This window comes from Mycobacterium sp. E787 (assembly GCF_001668725.1).
In the GTDB taxonomy this organism is placed as follows: Bacteria; Actinomycetota; Actinomycetes; order Mycobacteriales; family Mycobacteriaceae; genus Mycobacterium.
On record NZ_LZKL01000012.1, the window covers coordinates 122,315 to 139,401 of the forward strand.

At 67.6% G+C, this 17,087-nt stretch carries 10 protein-coding genes; 6 read left to right on the forward strand and 4 right to left on the reverse strand.

Annotation, left to right across the window (positions count from 1 at the left end; translation table 11 throughout):
• The first annotated feature begins 13 nt into the window (after positions 1-13).
• Together lysA and A5705_RS01220 are read left to right on the forward strand one after the other, a co-directional pair.
• Entirely contained in the window at positions 14-1,387 is a 1,374-nt protein-coding gene (gene lysA, locus A5705_RS01215; RefSeq protein ID WP_068274701.1) for a diaminopimelate decarboxylase, read from the forward strand.
• The gene (locus A5705_RS01220; RefSeq protein ID WP_067881892.1) at positions 1,375-2,187 is read left to right on the forward strand and encodes a rhomboid-like protein; all 813 of its coding nucleotides are present in this window, start codon (positions 1,375-1,377) and stop codon (positions 2,185-2,187) included. The genes lysA and A5705_RS01220 overlap by 13 nt, the downstream gene beginning before the upstream one ends.
• Here the strand turns inward: A5705_RS01220 and A5705_RS01225 are convergent.
• The 3 genes from A5705_RS01225 to A5705_RS01235 form a co-directional block, all read right to left on the reverse strand.
• Positions 2,184-5,450 (reverse strand): LuxR C-terminal-related transcriptional regulator, encoded by a 3,267-nt coding sequence (locus A5705_RS01225; RefSeq protein ID WP_231964375.1) that lies wholly within the window; start codon positions 5,448-5,450, stop codon positions 2,184-2,186. The two genes, A5705_RS01220 and A5705_RS01225, sit on opposite strands and share 4 nt — an antisense overlap.
• 147 nt (positions 5,451-5,597) lie before the next feature.
• The gene (locus A5705_RS01230; protein ID WP_067882018.1) at positions 5,598-6,674 is read right to left on the reverse strand and encodes an ABC transporter ATP-binding protein; all 1,077 of its coding nucleotides are present in this window, start codon (positions 6,672-6,674) and stop codon (positions 5,598-5,600) included.
• A gap of 103 nt (positions 6,675-6,777) precedes the next feature.
• The gene (locus A5705_RS01235; protein WP_082956220.1) at positions 6,778-10,104 is read right to left on the reverse strand and encodes a LuxR C-terminal-related transcriptional regulator; all 3,327 of its coding nucleotides are present in this window, start codon (positions 10,102-10,104) and stop codon (positions 6,778-6,780) included.
• 249 nt (positions 10,105-10,353) lie between these two features.
• On the opposite strand from A5705_RS01235, the gene A5705_RS01240 reads away from it, so the two are divergent.
• A complete protein-coding gene (locus A5705_RS01240) occupies positions 10,354-11,595 on the forward strand; it encodes a cytochrome P450 (RefSeq protein ID WP_067881897.1) in 1,242 nt (413 codons plus the stop codon).
• A 21-nt stretch (positions 11,596-11,616) separates the two neighbouring features.
• Here A5705_RS01240 and A5705_RS01245 read toward each other — a convergent pair whose 3' ends face one another.
• Positions 11,617-14,940, reverse strand: a complete 3,324-nt coding sequence (locus tag A5705_RS01245) for a LuxR C-terminal-related transcriptional regulator (protein ID WP_067881900.1) — start codon at positions 14,938-14,940, stop codon at positions 11,617-11,619.
• A gap of 147 nt (positions 14,941-15,087) precedes the next feature.
• Between A5705_RS01245 and A5705_RS01250 the strand changes: the two genes are divergently transcribed.
• From A5705_RS01250 to A5705_RS01260, 3 genes are read left to right on the forward strand one after another with little or no spacing between them, the layout of a single operon-like run.
• Positions 15,088-15,342: an antitoxin gene (locus A5705_RS01250; RefSeq protein ID WP_067881903.1), complete on the forward strand. Its 255-nt coding sequence runs from the start codon at positions 15,088-15,090 to the stop codon at positions 15,340-15,342.
• Positions 15,339-15,776: a type II toxin-antitoxin system VapC family toxin gene (locus A5705_RS01255; RefSeq protein ID WP_067881906.1), complete on the forward strand. Its 438-nt coding sequence runs from the start codon at positions 15,339-15,341 to the stop codon at positions 15,774-15,776. Before A5705_RS01250 ends, A5705_RS01255 begins: the two co-directional genes overlap by 4 nt.
• A gap of 53 nt (positions 15,777-15,829) precedes the next feature.
• Positions 15,830-17,038, forward strand: a complete 1,209-nt coding sequence (locus tag A5705_RS01260; RefSeq protein ID WP_082956221.1) for an FAD-dependent oxidoreductase — start codon at positions 15,830-15,832, stop codon at positions 17,036-17,038.
• The last annotated feature ends 49 nt before the right edge of the window (positions 17,039-17,087 follow it).

Sequence of the window (17,087 nt, forward strand, 5' to 3'; positions counted from 1 at the left end):
GCACCGTGGACGTATGACGCTGTTCGAGCTGCTTTCATCGCCGCGGCGCGAGGTGGATCCGCACCTCGACCGGGCGATCTGGCCGCTGACCAGTTTCGTGGATGAGCTGGGCAGGTTGCGCGTCGGCGGGGTGGCCGCAACGGACCTGGCCGCCGAATTCGGTACCCCTGCCTACGTCGTCGACGAGGATGACTTCCGGGCGCGCATCCGCGGTTATCTCGCGGCGCTTCCGGGCGTCGAAGTGGTTTACGCCGGTCGGGCGCTGCTCAGCGCGGCCGTGGCCGGCTGGGCCGCCGACGAGGGCGCGGGCGTGGACGTCTGCTCCGGCGGCGAACTGGCCACCGCGCTCACCGGCGAGGTGCCGCCGTCGAAGATTGTCCTCGACGGCAACGCCAAGACCGCCGGCGAGCTGGACGACGCGGTCACCGCCGGGGTCGGGCGGATCGTGATCGATACGCCGAACGAGATCGCGCTGCTGGCCGGGCGGGTGCGCCGCCGGCAACGCGTGTTGATTCGGGTGATTCCTGACGTCGACGCCGGCGCGCTGAGCGCGGGGGTGCTCGACCAGAAATTCGGGTTTGCGTTGGCGGGCGGCCAGGCGGCCGGCGCGGTCAAGCGCGTCCTGGACCAGCCGTGGCTGGACTTGGTTGGCTTGCACTGCCAGTTGGGGTCGCAGCTGGCCGACGCCGGGCTGTACGGCGAGGCGATCCGGCAAGTGATGGCCTTGATGGCTGAGGTCTGTGAGCGCCACGGGGTGGTGCTGGGCGAGCTCAACCTCGGCGGCGGGCATGCGGTCCCGTATCGGTCCGGCGACCCCGAACTCGATCCGCGATCGCTGGGCGAGATCATCCACACCGCGGTCAGCTCCGCGTGCGCGGAACACGGTTACCCCCGCCCGCGCGTCGTGCTCCAGCCGGGCCGGGCGATCGCGGCCCGCGCCGGGATCACGCTCTACCGGGTGGTCGCGGTCAAACGCCAGCCCGACGGACGCACCTTCGTCGCGGTGGACGGCGGCATGAGCGACAATCCGCGCATCGCGGGCGTCGACGCGAGATACACCGTGGCACTGGCCAATCGGCAGGGGCCGTGCGCCGCCGCACCGGTCACGGTGGTGGGTAGGCACTGCGAGTCCGGCGACGAGATCGCCCGCGACGTCGTGCTGCCCGCCGATATCCATCCCGGCGATCTGCTCGCGGTGGCGTGCACCGGTGCCTATCACTACTCGACGGGATCGAGCTGCAGCCTGGTGGGCCGCCCACCCCTGATCGCCGTCACCGGGGGCAAGGCGCGCGAACTGGTGCGCCGCGAGACCATCGCCGACCTCCTGGGCCGAGACCGTGGCTGGTCGGGCCACTCCGATAAAGGCGGATCACGATGTATGCCATAGCCGTTGGCGAGAGCTGGGCCGCGCGGGCATTCTCCCGCGCGGCATCGGTGCGCATCACGGCGGCCTACGCCATCCTGCTGGCCGCGATCTCGGTCGTCTTGAATGCGCTCGGTCCTCACGCGCGCGAGGTTGCGGTGAGCCGCATGAGCACCAACTTGCACAATCTCGCGCACGGCCACCTGAGCACGCTGGTGGGCAGCGCGTTCGTCGAGGACGGCGGGGAGATCTGTCTTTGGCTGCCGTGGCTGGTCTGCTTGCTGGCCCTGGGCGAATTGATCTGGCGGGGCAAAGGTTTGGTGGTCGCGTTCGCGGTCGGCCATGTCGGCGCCACGTTACTCGTCGCGGTGGGGCTGGTCGTCGCGCTCAAGGCGGGATGGCTGCCGTTCTCAATTGCGCGGGCGAGCGACGTCGGGGTCAGTTACGGCGCGGTGTGCGTGCTGGGCGCCTTGACGGCGTCCATACCGTCGCGCTGGCGCCATCTTTGGGTCGGGTGGTGGCTTGGCATCGCGCTGATGGCGGCCTCGGGGGCGGACTTCACCGCCGTCGGGCACGTCCTGGCGCTGCTGCTCGGCATCGGTTTGTCCTTCCGGCTACCGTCGGCGGCCGAGTGGACGCCCGTGCGGGTCGCTTTGCTGATCGGCGGCGCCGGCTTCGGTTATTTCGTGCTGTCGGGCTCATCGGTGGAGACGACGGTCGCTGGTTTGGGGGGGACGCTCATCGCGTTACTTGCCGGCCAGCTGGCGCAGGTGCGCTACGCCGCGTCACAACCCGAATTTGTGCCCCAGCCGGCAGCGGCCTAGCTCGACGCTGCGGTCTGACGGGCCGCCTCCTGGGCCAGCTGCACCCGCGAGGTGAGGCCCAGTTTGGCGTAGACGTGCGTCAGGTGGGATTGCACGGTCCGCGGCGAGACGAACAGCCGGGTGGCGATGTCGTTGTTGCCGAGTCCCTCGCTGACCAGGCGGACGATATCGCGCTCAGCCGGGGTGAGCGAGGCCCAACCGCTGGCCGGGCGTTTGCGTTCCCCGCGGCCACGCTGCGCGTAAGCGATCGCCTCTTCAGGCGAAAGAGCCGTGCCCTCGGCCCACGCGCATTCAAAGTCTTTCTCCCCTAGGGCATCACGAATCCGCTTCACCGAAGCCTCGTAGCCGGGGTCCCACACCTTGAAGCGCACCGCGCCCGTACATTTCCGCAGAGCCTCCGCCGCGCCGAAGAGCCGCGCGCCTTCGCAGTGACTGCCGCGATCGCCCGCCAACATGGCTAGGCACTCCAACAGATCGGAAGTGCCAAGAAACGCTTGCATGTTGGCGGCGATTGCGAGCGCGTCGTAGGCGTCGCGCTCGGCCAGATCCGGCTCACCCTGCGCGATCGCCACCCGAGCGCGTCTGCTCAGCGCCACCATCAGGTACCAGCCGGTCGCCGTCGACACGGCCTCGTTGGCCACACGGCGTGCCGCAACCAGATCCCCGCCCGCCAATGCGGCCTGCGCACCGACGGCACGCCCAACCGCCTTGGTCGCCGGCTGAACATCGTGGTAATGCCAGACCACTTCCATTGCGTCCAGCGCCGTCGCAGCATCGCCGGCGGCCAGAGCCGCAGCAGACAACGCTAAATAGGCGTTGCCCGTAGCAATGCCACCCAGCTCGGTGGCGCCTTCGATGGCCGCGTCCGCCGCGGCTCGGGCCGCGGCGGCATCACCCTGATACGCGAGCGCGATGCCCTGGCCCGCAAGGCTTAGCGCCCGATAGATCCCGTCGTGCGCTCCCTCCGCCTCGGCGACCAGTTCGGCGAATTGTGCGACGGCTCCGGTCAAATCACCCTGCATCAGTTGTGCCAATCCAAGGCACCAGCGGCATTGGCGCAACGCGAACCGATCACCGATCGCCCCGGCGAGGTCGCGTCCCTCTTGACCGGCCTCGCGCGCCGCAACCGGGTCACCCACCGTGACTGCCCCGCGCGCCTGCCAGGCGAGGATCTGGCTGAGCCTCCACTGATCGCCTGCCGCCCGGGCCAGGCCGTCCGCCTCGGCGAAGTACGGCCACGCCGGCTCGGCGTTGTATGCGGCGATCAGGCCGCAGGCGGTCAGCGCCCGGGCCAGCAGGGCTGGATCGTCCGCGTCCCGTGCGAGAGCCACAGCCTGCTGTGCCTGATCCAGGCTGCTGTAAGCGCCCGCAACGGTGGCGAGCACCGCCTTATCGGCCATCGCTCGCGCCCGCACGGCTGCCGCCACTACGACGTGCGGCGCATTGTCATCGGTGAAGGCCGCCTCGAACCAGGCCAGCCCTTCCCGGACGAGGCCGCGCGCTTGCCAGAGCGGCTGCAGCGAGGACGCCAGCGCTAACGCCAGCTCGACGTTGGAGTTTTCCCGGCTCCACCCAAAAGCGGCACGCAGGTTGTCGATCTCTGTTTCGGCCTGCTCGAGACGTTGCTCATAGGTGCCGCGCGCCGGCGCGTCGAGCAGCGCCGCCAGCGCCGTGTAGTAATCACGATGCCGCGACCGCACGGTGTCGGCTTCACCGGACTCACCGAGTTTCTCCAGCGCGTACTGGCGCACGGTTTCCAGCAACCGATAACGCGTTCGGCGCCTTACGCTTTCGGCGACGACTAATGATTTGTCGACCAACAGGGTGAGCTGATCGAGGACCTGGTAACGCTCCAGCCCATCGGCGCCGGCCACTCCCTGCGCCGCGTCAAGGTCAAATCCGCCCAGAAACACAGCCAGCCGACGCAACAGGATCCGTTCGGTCTCGGTCAGCAGCGCATGCGACCAGTCCACCGAGGCTCGCAACGTCTGCTGGCGACGCACCGCAGTACGCGCACCGCCGGTCAACAACCGAAACCGATCATGCAGGCTGTCCAGTATCTCGCCCACCGACAACGCTCTCACCCGCGCCGCCGCCAGCTCGATCGCGAGCGGCATCCCATCCAATCGCTGGCAGATCTCGGCGATGCTAGCGATGTTGTCGTCGGTCACGGCGAAGCCGGTCTGAGCCAGCCTGGCCCGGTCGGTGAACAACTCGATGGCCTCATCGCCCAGCGACAGGGACGGCACCCGCCACGTCGCCTCACCAGGCACACCGATCGGTTCACGACTGGTTGCCAGCAGCGTCAGCCCCGGCGCCGCACCCAAGAGCGCGACGACCATCTCGGCGCACGCATCAAGCAGGTGCTCGCAGTTGTCCAACACCACCAGCAGCTGACGGTCATGAACAAACCGCAGCAGCGTATCCATTGTCGAGCGGCCAGGCTGATCAGGCAGACCCAGTGCGCGTGCCACCGTGACCGGCACGACGGCGGGATCCGTAATCGGAGCCAGGTCCACATACCAGACACCCTCGGCATGGCCGGCGGCCAACTGATTTGCGACGTGCACCGCTAGGCGTGTCTTCCCCACGCCGCCCGCACCGGTCAGAGTGACCAACCGGTTGCGCGCCAATGATTCTCGCACTTCGACCAGCTGTTGGTCACGGCCGACAAAGCTGGTGAATTGCGTCGGAACATTGTGCATTGCAACGCTTTTTGGGGTGCGCAAGGGTGGGAAGTCGTTGCGTATGTCGGGATGACACAGCTGCACGACGCGTTCGGGGCGGGCAACACCGCGCAGCTCATGGGTGCCCAAATCGGTCAGCCAAGCATCGGCCGGTAGCGTGTCAGCCACAAGATCCTCGGTCACACCCGACAGCACCGTCTGCCCGCCATGGGCCAGATCGCGCAACCGCGCGGTCCGGTTGATGGTGGGGCCAATGTAATTACCCTCGTCGCGCAGTTGCACCTCACCGGTGTGCACGCCGATGCGCAAGCTCACCGGGGCCAGCGGCGCCCGCTGCAACTCCAGCGCACACGCCACGGCATCACTGGCCCGAGCGAACGCCACAACAAAGCTGTCGCCCTCACCCTGCTCCACCGGACGCACCCCGCCATGGGCGGCCACCAGATCCGACAGCGCCTCATCCAACCGCGCGAAAGCCGCCGTCATCGGCTCGGGCTGGGTCTCCCACAGCCCGGTGGAGTTTTCGACGTCGGCAAGAAGCAGCGTCACCGTGCCCGTCGGCAAAAGCCCGATCACGCCAAGCTCGCTCCAGTCCACCCCCGGTAGATCCGCGCGTGGATCAATCTCGCTCATGTTAATCAGCGTGTGCCCGCATCAGCCATAAAACATCAGCGGAAACGCGCAAACTCGGCACAAAGATGCGCGGGTTTTCTCCGCGCTTACTCAGCGTTGCCGTGAGACGGGGAGCGATGCCGTGTCGCTCTCGTCGTCGTAGCCACGGTCTCCCCAGTGGCGCGGAGAACTGCCGAAGTGTTTACCATCGCTGCCCTCCAGGTCGTCTTGAATGGCCTTTTGCGCCTTGGGAGGCAGCGTGTGCAGCATCTCGCGCACCCGGGCCCTGCGGCGCTCCACCGCCTTACGCTCCGGCATCCCCGGCGTGGCGACGACTTGCGGCGGCACTCCCTCGATGTCCTCGACGCCGCCGGCGTGCTGACCGGCGTCGAGCATGGCCTGCTCCTCGGCGATCGTCGCCTCGTCCTTTTCCTCCGACATGCCGATCGGGCCGATGCGGCGCCCGTTGAGGAACTGCCCGACAACCGGCTCATCGCTGGTCAACAACACTTCACGCGGGCCGAACATCACCAGTCTGCGGCGGAACAGCATGCCGATGTTGTCCGGCACGGTACGGGCGACGTTGATGTTGTGCGTCACGATCAGGATGGTCGCGTCGGTCTGCGCATTGATGTCGATGAGGAGCTGGCACAGGTAGGCCGTACGGACGGGGTCCAGACCGGAGTCGGGCTCGTCGCACAGGATGATCTCCGGGTCGAGCACCAACGAGCGGGCCAGGCCGGCGCGCTTCTTCATGCCCCCGGAGATCTCACCGGGCATCTTGTGCTCGTCGCCGCCAAGGCCCACCAACTCGAGCTTCTCCATGACGATGTCATGGATCTCGCTCTCCTTCTTCTTGGTGTGCTCGCGCAAAGGGAACGCGGTGTTGTCGTACAGGTTCATCGAGCCGAACAGCGCGCCGTCCTGGAACATCACGCCGAACAGCCTGCGGATGTCGTAAAGCTCCTTGGCGGTGCTCTTGATGATGTCCTGGCCGTCGATGACGATCGAGCCGCGTTCCGGTTGCAACAGTCCGATCAGGGACTTCAAAAACACCGACTTGCCGGTTCCGGACGGCCCTATCAGCCCGCTGACCTCACCCGGAGGGATGTCCATCGTGACGTCTTCCCACACCCGGGAAGGCCCGAAAGACTTGCTGAGGCCAGCGACCGAAATTCCGATGCCCATGTGCATGCTCCCCACGGTTTTGCCGGCCACCGCATTCACCGGCCGTAGGACCGGGATAGCCGTTTGGTCGCGGCGCAACCGTCTGAGCCGAGAATTCGTGGAATCAGGCCTGGCGGGCCGCCTCCTGGGCCAGCTGCACGCGAGACGCGAGGCCCAGTTTGGCGTAGACGTGGGTGAGATGCGATTGGACGGTGCGGGGCGAGACGAACAGCCTGGTGGCGATGTCGTTGTTGCCCAGCCCCTCGCCGACAAGTCGCACGACGTCGCGCTCCGCGGGGGTGAGCGACGCCCAGCCGCTGCTGGGGCGTTTGCGTGCGCCGCGGCCACGCTGCGCGAAGGCGATCGCCTCTTCGGTGGACAACGCCGCGCCCTCGGCCCACGCCGCGTCAAACTCACTGTCGCCCATGGCTTCTCGCAGGGCGGCCACTGCGGCTTCGCACGCGGCGTCATAGACCTTGAAGCGGACCTCGCCGATCCGTTGCCGGATGGCGTGTGCGGCGCCAAAGAGCCGGGCGGCTTCCCGATGACTACCGGCGCCCCCGGCTAGGGCGCCAAGGCACTCGAGAGTGTCGGCAACGCCTGAGCGCGCCTGCATGTCGGCGGCGCATTTGAGCGCGTCGTGGGCGCTGCGTTCTGCCAGTTCGAACTCGCCCTGTGCGATCGCCACCCGGGCGCGCGTGGTCAGCGCCGACGTTGACCAGATGCCGGCCGTCGTCGACACGGCCTCCTCGGCCCAAAACCGGGCGGCTGCGAGATCCTTATCCGCTAGCGCCGCCTCGGCATTCCAGATGCGCTGCGCCCGCTCCGCGCCGCCACTCACCAGAATTCTGTGTCGCAGGCTGGCCTCGCGCGCCTCGTGCGCCGCCGCTCCATCCCCCGCGGCCAGGGCGGCGGTCCCCAACGCCATATGTCCTACTGCCGCGAACCGGCCGCCGACCTCAGCGCCGACCTTGAGGATCGCCGCGCCCACCGCGCGGGCCGCAGCCACCTCCCCCTGGCGTGTTAGTGCCATGCTCTGGCCGGCCAGGCCGTACACCCTACCGAGCTCGTCGTGATCCGCCTCGGCCTCAGCTGCCACCTCACCGCACAGTGCGGCGGCCCCGGCTAAGTCACCGCTGAGGTGCCGCGCCGCCGCAAGGTAAAACCGACACATACGCGAGCTGAATCTGTCGCCGATCGCGTCGGCGAGGTCGCGCCCCTCCTCGCAAGCTGCGCGCATCCGTAGCGGGTCGACGACGTGGGCGTACCGCGCCCGCAGGGCATAGATCTGGCTGAGAAGCCATCGATCGTCGACTGCACCTGCCAGACCGATCGCCTCCGCGGCACAGGTTTGGGCCACCTCGACGTGATAGACGAGGCTGGCGGTGAATCCGCAAGCGGTCAATGTCCGGGCCAGCAGGGCCGGATCATCGAGGCCTCGCGCGATCGCCACCGCATGCTCGGCTTGCTCCAGGCAGTCGACGCCTAGATGAGCCCCGAGCATGGCCCGATCGGCGACCGCCCGAGCGCGCACAGCGGCCCCCAACCCGGGGTGCGGTTCCTCCAGATCGGCGAGCGTGGCGTCAAACCAGGCCAGCCCTTCCCGGATGCGTCCCCGCGCGAGCCACAGCGGCTGCAGCGAGGACGCCAGCGCCAACGCTCGCTCCACGTCGGAAGTTTCCCGGCTCCAAGCGAACGCGGCGCGCAGGTTGTCGATCTCGGTTTCGGCCTGCGCAAGACGCCGTCCGTAGTCGTTGTCGGCCGGCGCATCGAGCAGAGCGGCCATCGCCGTGTAGTGATCGCGGTGACGCGTTCGGACGGCATTGGCGTCGACCGACTCGCTGAGCTTTTCCTGGGCAAATTGGCGGACTGTTTCCAGCAGGCGGTATCGCGTTGCGCCACAGGCTTGTTCGGCTACCACGAGGGACTTGTCGACCAGCAGCGTGAGGAGGTCGATCACCTGGAAGCGCTCCACCTCGTCGTGGCCGCCGACCGCCTGGGCAGCCGCCAGATCGAAGCCACCGACAAACGCCGCTAGCCGGCGAAACAGCACCCGCTCCGGTTCGGTCAACAGGGTGTGCGACCAATCCACCGAGGCGCGCAACGTCTGCTGGCGGCGCACCGCGGTGCGCGCACCCCCGGTCAGCAACCGGAATCGGTCATGCAGACTGCCGACTATCTCGGCCAGCGACAGCGCCCGCACCCGCGCCGCGGCCAATTCGATCGCCAGAGGTATTCCGTCGAGGCGCTGGCAGATCTCGCCCACCACGGCAGAGTTGTCCTCGGTGAGGGTGAAGCCCGTCTGCGCCAAACGTGCGCGATCAGTGAACAACTCGACCGCCTCGTCAGCCAGCGACAGTGACGGCACCCGCCACGTCGCTTCGCCAACCACTCCGATCGGCTCCCGACTCGTGGCTAGCAAGGTCAACCGCGGCGCCCCACCCAGCAGCGCGACGACCAATTCGGCGCACGCATCGAGCAGGTGCTCGCAGTTGTCCAGCACCATCAACATGTGGCGGGCACTAACAAACCGCAGCAGCGTGTCCATCGTGGAGCGGCCGGGCTGGTCGGGCAAACCCAGTGCCCGTGCCGCCGCGACGGGCACCGCGGCGAGATCGGTGATCGGCGCCAAGTCCACATACCAGACACCCTCGGCGTATTCGGGCGCCAGTTGGCTCGCGATTTCCACCGCCAGGCGCGTCTTGCCCACGCCGCCCGCGCCGGTTAAGGTCACGATCCGATTCTGCGCCGACAGCTTTCGCACCTCGGCCAGCTGTGGCACGCGGCCGACGAAGCTGCTGAACTGCGGCGGAAGATTGTGCCCCGCAATGCCTTTCGGCGTCCGCAAGGGCGGGAACTCGTTGCGGAGATCGGGATGGCACAGCTGCACCACCCGCTCCGGGCGGGGAATGCCGCGCAGCTCGTGGGTGCCCAGATCGGTCAGCCACGCATCAGGGGGCAGCGTGTCGACGACCAACGACTCGGTCACGCCCGACAGCACCGTCTGGCCGCCGTGGGCCAGATCGCGCAGCCGCGCCGTCCGATTGATGGTGGGCCCGATGTAGTTGGCCTCGTCGCGCAACTGTACTTCGCCGGTATGCACGCCGATGCGCAAGCCGATCGGCGCCAACGGTGCCCGCTGCAAACCCAGCGCGCAGGCCACCGCGGCACTGGCCCGGGAGAACGCCACCACAAAGCTGTCGCCCTCACCCTGCTCGACCGGCCGCACCCCACCATGCGCGGCCACCAGTTCCGACAAGACCTCGTCCAGCCGCTCGAACGCCGTGGTCATCTGCTCGGGCTGGGTCTCCCAAAGCCGCGTCGAGCCCTCGACGTCAGCCAGCAGCAGCGTCACCGTGCCGGTCGGCAAAAGCCCGCTCACGCCAAGATCGCTCCAGTCCACCCCCGGTAGGTGCACGCGCGGATCAACCTCGCTCATGCTAGCCAGCATGCGGCCAACACAGATAAGAAACATCAGCGGAAACGCGGAGATTATCGCCGACTGAATGCGGATCTTGCGACGTCAGCCGGTTCAAACGGTCCGCCGACTGCTGCCGCAGGGTGGTGGCGAGCGACCACTCGTCCACTGCCAACCGAGTCCGGACATCCGACCCGTCAGCACGGATCTACGCATTGCGGCCGATGGTCTGGGCCCGCGTTCAGCGAATAGTCGTTTCCACACCAACGCACGGAGGCGACTATGACCACCGACACGGCATCCACCTGCACGTGCCCGACCGTCTTCGACGCGGGCCTGCCCAGCATCGCCTACGACCACCTCACCGACTTCGAGGAGGCGCACCGCATCGTCGCCGCGGTCCGAGAGCGGGCGCCGATCGCGATCGGACCGCACGCGCCCGAGGTATTGAGCTACAGGCTGGTGCACGCAGTGCTGCGCGACCCGCGCTTCGTCAGCGCCCGCGGCCTGGGACTCGATCTGCAGGGCGTCACTTCCGGCCCGCTGTGGGAGCGCGCCGCCGCCAGCCTCCTGAGCCTCGACGGCGAGGCGCACCACCGGTTGCGCCGGCTGGTCTCGAAGGCTTTCGCGCCGCGCGGCGCCGAACGGCTGCGCGCTCTGGCCGTCGAGATCATCACAGAGCTCATCGACCCGCTCACTCCGCTCGGACGCTGCGACGTGGTCAGCGACATCGCCCGCCCCTATCCGACTCCGGTCATCTGCGCCCTGCTGGGCGCTGCACGCGAGGATTGGCCGAAGTTTTCCGCCTGGGCCGACCAGATCAAAAAGGTGTTCGACTGGAACGTCGCCCAGGACGGGCCGGCGATCCTCGCAGCATTGGAGGAGCTCGACGCCTACATCGAGGAAATGATCAACCTCCGGCGCAACACGTTGACGGACGATCTGATCTCGGACCTGATCCGCGCCGAAGACGACGGCGACCGCCTCACCCACGAAGAACTGGTCAGGTTGGCCGGGGGGCTGCTGAGTGCCGGCACCGACACCACCCGCAACCAGCTCGCGGCCACGGTGCAAGTCCTGGCCGACCATCCGGACCAGTGGGCACTGCTGGCCCAGAACCCCGAGCTGACCGGGAACGCCGTTAATGAGCTGATGCGTTACTGTCCAATCGTTTTCGCCGTCGCGCGCAAGGCGGCCGAAGACATCGAACTGGCCGGGGTGATGATCCCGGCAGGCACCCTCGTGCTGGCGAACACGGCTTCGGCCAACCGGGATCCGGCCGTATACGACGAGCCGGATCGCCTCGACATCACCCGCACCGATCCGCCACCCATGCTCACCTTCGGCGGCGGAACGCATTACTGCCTGGGCGCACACCTCGCGCGGCTCGAACTCACCGAGGCCCTGCGTATCATCACTCAGCGCATGCCCAACCCGCACCGCACCGAACCCGCGCAGTGGAAGGCAATGACCGGAATCATCGGCCCGATCAGCGTGCCGCTCGAATTCGACAGCGCGCATTGACGATTGGGGCGCCGGCGCCGGTCATGCGTGGCGGGCGGCCTCCTGCGCAAGCTGCATGCGGGAGGAAAGGCCGAGTTTGGCGTACACGTGGGTGAGGTGGGACTGAACCGTCCGCGGTGAGACGAAAAGCCGAGTGGCGATGTCGTTATTGCCGAGCCCGTCGGTGACCAACCGCACGACGTCGCGCTCGGCCGGGGTCAGCGATGCCCACCCGCTCGAAGGTCGTTTGCGTTCGCCGCGGCCGCGCTGCGCGTAGGCGATCGCCTCCTCGGCGGACAGCGCGGCGCCTTCGGCCCACGCGGACTCGAAGTCATTGTTGCTCATCGATTTTCGGAGGTCCGCTATCGCGTTCTCGTAACCGGCGTCCCAGATTTTGAATCGGACTTCGCCGGTGCGTTGCCGGACGCCTTGTGCGGCACCGAACAACCGGGCGGCCTCGCGATGACTGCCGGCCTGCCCCGCCAGCGCGGCGAGGCACTCGAGGATGTCGGCAAGACCTGAACCCGCCCGCATGGCGGCGGCGCGTGCGAGCGCGTCCTGAGCATCATGCCGGGCCTTCTCCAGCTCACCTTGCGTGATCGCCACGCGAGCGCGTGTGGCCAGCGCAAACATCAGCCACCAGCCGGTCGTTGTCGCGACTGCTTGGTCGGCGGCACGCTGGGCCGCGAGCAGATCCCCGCCCGCCAGCGCGGCCTGCGCACTGAACACGAGTGGCCATGCAGCCTGCGCGGGCAAGACACTCCAGTGCCGCCAGGCGCTCTCGCTAGCGTGTTGTGCCGTCGCAACATCGCCAGCGGCCAGGGCTGCCGAAGCCAACGCCAGTGAGCCGAGACCCGCAGCCATTCCGCCCACTTCAGAGGCGGCCTCGACGGCCGCATCGGCAGCCACCCTGGCCGCACGCACGTCACCCTGGCTGGCCAGCGCCACGCTCTGGCCGGCAAGGCCGTATGCCAGAAAGGTAAGGTCGTGAGCCGCCTCGGCCTCGGCGGTCACCGCGCGGAACTGAGTGGCGGCTCCGGCCAGATCGCCCTCGAGGTCCTTTGCCACTGCGAGGCACCATCGGCACTGCCGCGACGCGAACCGGTCGCCGATCGCGTCGGCAAGATCGCGTCCTTCCTCGCCGGCTACGCGCATCGCGAACGGGTCACCGGCCGTGGTTGCCGCGCGCGCCTGCCAAGCGAGGATCTGGCTCAACCCCCAGGGGTCGCCCAATTTTCGGGCCAGGCCGATGGCCTCGGTGAAATACGGCCCCGCCGGCTCGGCGCTGACCGCGGCGATTGGGCCGCAGGCGGTCAGCGCCCGGACTAGCAAGGCCGGGTCATCGACCTCGCGCGCGATCAATAGGGCTCGCTGAGCCTGCTCGAGGCCTTCAGCGGCGCCCATCAATGTGGCGAGCACGGCCTTGTCGGCGAGCGCCCGCGCGTACACGGCTGGCGCGACGTCGCCGTCGTGCGCGTCGATATCGGCGAAGGCGGCGTCAAACCACGCGGCTCCTTCGCGGACGCGCCCGCGCGCTTGCCACAGCGGCTGCAGCGACGACGCCAGCTCCAGCGCAGCCTCGGTGCCGGAGTTCTCGAGGCTCGAGGCGAACGCGGCGCGGAGGTTGTCAATCTCGGTCTCGGCCTGCTCGAGGCACCGCTCGTAACCGTTGCCCCCCGGGGCGTCGAGCGCCGCGGCGAGCGCCTTGAAGTGATCCCGGTGACGCGATCGTACGGCGTCCGCCTCCCCGGACTCACCGAGTTTCTCGGCGGCGTATTGACGCACAGTCTCCAGCAGCCGGTAGCGCATATCGCCACCCAATTCTTCGGCGACCACAAGTGATTTGTCGACCAGCAGGCCAAGTTGGTCCACGGTCTGATAACGCTCCACCTCGGTGTCGGCCCCCACGGCTTGCGCTGCGTCCAAGTCGAATCCGCCCAGGAACGCGGCCAGCCGGCGAAACAGGATCCGTTCGGGTTCGCTGAGCAGGGCGTGCGACCAGTCCACCGAGGCGCGCAGTGTCTGCTGGCGGCGCACCGCGGTACGCGCACCCCCGGTCAGTAGCCGGAAGCGGTCATGCAGGCTGTCGAGTATCTGAGACAACGACAACGCACGCACCCGTGCGGCGGCCAACTCGATCGCCAGAGGCATGCCGTCGAGGCGGGCGCAAATCTGAGTGATCAGCGCGGTGTTGTCGTCGGTGATACTGAAGTCGGGCCTGGCTTTCCGGGCGTGGTCGGCGAACAACTCGACGGCCTCATCTGCCAGTGATAGCGACGGCACCCGCCAGATCAGTTCGCCGGCGACGCCGAGCGGTTCGCGGCTGGTGGCCAAAATGGTCAGCCGCGGGCAGCCGGCGAGCAGCTCAACGACTACATCCTGGCTTGCGTCGAGCAGGTGCTCACAGTTGTCGAGCAGCAACAGGATGCGTCGGTCGCGGACAAACCGCAGCACGCTATCCATGGTGGAGCGGCCCGGCTGGTCCGGCAGACCCAGTGCGCGGGCTACCGCGAGAACCACAAGCCCGGGATCGGTGAGCGGCGCCAGGTCTACATACCAGACACCATCGTCGTACTCACCAGTGACTTGGTTGGCGACCTCCGCCCCAAGGCGCGTCTTGCCGGCGCCGCCGGCCCCGGTCAGGGTGACCAGGCGGTTCTGCGCCAGCAGTCCGCGCACCTCGCTCAGCTCCGCACCGCGGCCCACAAAACGGGTGAACTGCGGTGGAAGGTTTTGCGCTGCAAGGCCTTCCGATGTCCGCAATGGTGGGAACTCGTTGCGCAGGTCGGGATGGCACAACTGCGCCACTCGTTCAGGGCGGGGGACGCCGCGCAGCTCATGGGTGCCCAGATCGCTCAGCCACACATCAGCCGGCAGCGTGTCGACAACCAGTGCCTCGGTCACCCCCGACAGCACCGTCTGGCCGCCATGGGCCAGATCGCGAAGCCGCGCAGTGCGATTGATTGTCGGGCCGATGTAGTTGGCCTCGTCGCGCAGCTGCACCTCACCGGTGTGTACGCCGATCCGCAAACTCACCGGGGCCAGCGGCGCCCGCTGCAACTCCAGCGCGCACGCCACCGCATCGCTGGCCCGGGAGAACGCCACCACAAAGCTGTCGCCCTCGCCCTGCTCGACCGGCCGCACCCCAGCATGCGCGGCCACCAGTTCCGACAAAACCTGATCAAGTCGCGCGAACGCCGCGGTCATCTGCTCGGGCTGGGTCTCCCAGAGCCGCGTCGAACCCTCGACGTCAGCCAGCAGCAGCGTCACCGTGCCGGTCGGCAAAAGCCCGCTCACGCCAAGATCGCTCCAATCCACCCCCGGTAGGTCCGCGCGCGGATCAATCTCGCTCATGCTAGCCAGCATGCGGTCCCCGGACGAGCAAAACATCAGCGCAAATGCGTAGAGCCCTGGGTTTTCGGCGCGGGATTCCGCCCAACTCAAAGCCGAGCGGCGCACTGCGGTCCCCCGTTTGACAGCATGGCATCAGCAATTGCGACGCTATGCTGCACCATGCGGACCACGGTGACACTGGATGACGACACGCTCGTCGTCATCAGACGCCTGATGCAAGAACGCCAAATCTCGTTCAAGCAGGCGCTCAACGACGCCATCCGCCAGGGTGCGCAACGGCGACCGGCTCCCGCGATTTTCGAAACGCGCACCGCTGATCTGGGTGTGCCGTCGGTGAACCTGGACCGGGCCCTGCAGATCGCCGGCGAACTCGAGGACGAAGAACTGATCCGGCGACAGCGCCGCGGCGCATGAGGATCGTCGATGCCAACGTCCTGCTGTACGCCGTCAACACCGCCGCGGACCACCACGAGGCTTCACGGCGCTGGCTCGACGGCCCGCTGTCCGGCGGCGACACCGTCGGCCTCGCCTGGGTGGCGCTGCTCGCATTCGTGCGATTGACGACTCGGCACGGGCTGTTCCCTACGCCCCTGACAGCCGACGCGGCAATGACCCAAGTGCTCGACTGGTGCAACGCACCAGGCGCCGTGATCGTGACGCCCACCCCGCGCCACAGCGACGTGCTATCCGGGCTGCTATCCCACGTCGGCGCGGGAGGAAATCTCGTCAGCGACGCCCACCTGGCCGCTTTGGCGATCGAGCACCGCGCACGAATAGTCAGTCACGACAGCGATTTCGGACGATTCGATGGCGTCCGGTGGGAAACACCGGAGTCGTTGTTGACCTGATGAAGGCGTTTGATCCGGTGGGGCCCGCCCGATCCCCGTAGTACTGTCGGGCCGTGGCACAAGTTCTCCAGGCCCAGGTTTGTGTTGCCGGAGGCGGTCCCGCCGGTCTCGTTCATGCCCTGTTGCTTGCCCGCGCCGGGATCAGGGTTGTTGTCTTGGAGAAGCACAACGACTTCCTGCGTGACTTCCGCGGCGACACCGTGCACCCGAGCACCCTGCGGATCATGGACGAGCTCGGCATTGTCGACGAGCTCCTGCGCCTACCGCACACCAAGGTAAACAGAATCGCTTTTGACACCGACGGCTCCATTCGCACCTTGGGCACCTTCGGCGTGCTCAAGCGGCTCGGCTTCCCGCAGCCCTATATCGCGTTGATGCCGCAGTGGGACTTCCTCGACTTCCTCGCTGAAAAGGCCTCTGCATACCCGGAATTCACGTTGGTCCGTAACGCCGAGGTCAAGGATTTGATCGTCGACGGCGATCGAGTGATCGGCGTGCGCACGCCCGAACTGGAGGTACGCGCCGACCTGGTGGTCGGTGCCGACGGGCGCAAATCCGCGGTGCGGGCCGCGGCCGGCCTGCAGATCGCGGCGGCGCACTCCCCGATGGACGTGTTGTGGTTTCGGCTGAACTGGCGCCCGGGTGATCCGCAAGAGCTCTACGGGGTGATCCGGAAAGGCCTCATCATGGCGATGATCTACCGGAGCGACTATTGGCAGATCGCCTATTTGATGCCGAAGGGCTCGAATCCTCGCGACGGATCGCTGGAGGCGTTCAAGGAACGCCTGGTGACCGCCCGACCGCAGCTGCGCGAACACGTCAACGACCTGAAATCCTGGGACGAAACAAGTCTGCTCGACGTGCGGGTGGACCGGCTGAAGACGTGGTGGCGCACCGGCGTGCTGTGCATCGGCGATGCGGCCCATGCGATGTCACCGATCGGAGGCGTCGGCATCAACCTCGCCGTTGCCGATGCGGTGGCAGCGGCCAACATCCTGTGCGCCCCCCTGCGCGAAGGCCGTCTCAGCGACGCAGACCTCGCCAAAGTGCAGCGCCGGCGAGAGTTGCCCGCCCGGGTCATCCAGGCTGTTCAAGTGCTCGCTCAGGATCGGGCGATCGCGCCAAATCTGAACGGTGACCTGTCCCCGATCCGCATCCCGGCGGTCGTCGGTCGCGGCCCCCTGCAATTCATCCCGCCGATTTTGTTCGGTCGGGGCCTTCGCCCCGAGCACGTGCGCACTCCCGACGTGCACACCGGCTAGCAGAGCTGTTCCCGACGCCGAAAGCAAGATAAACGACGAGATCGTCACC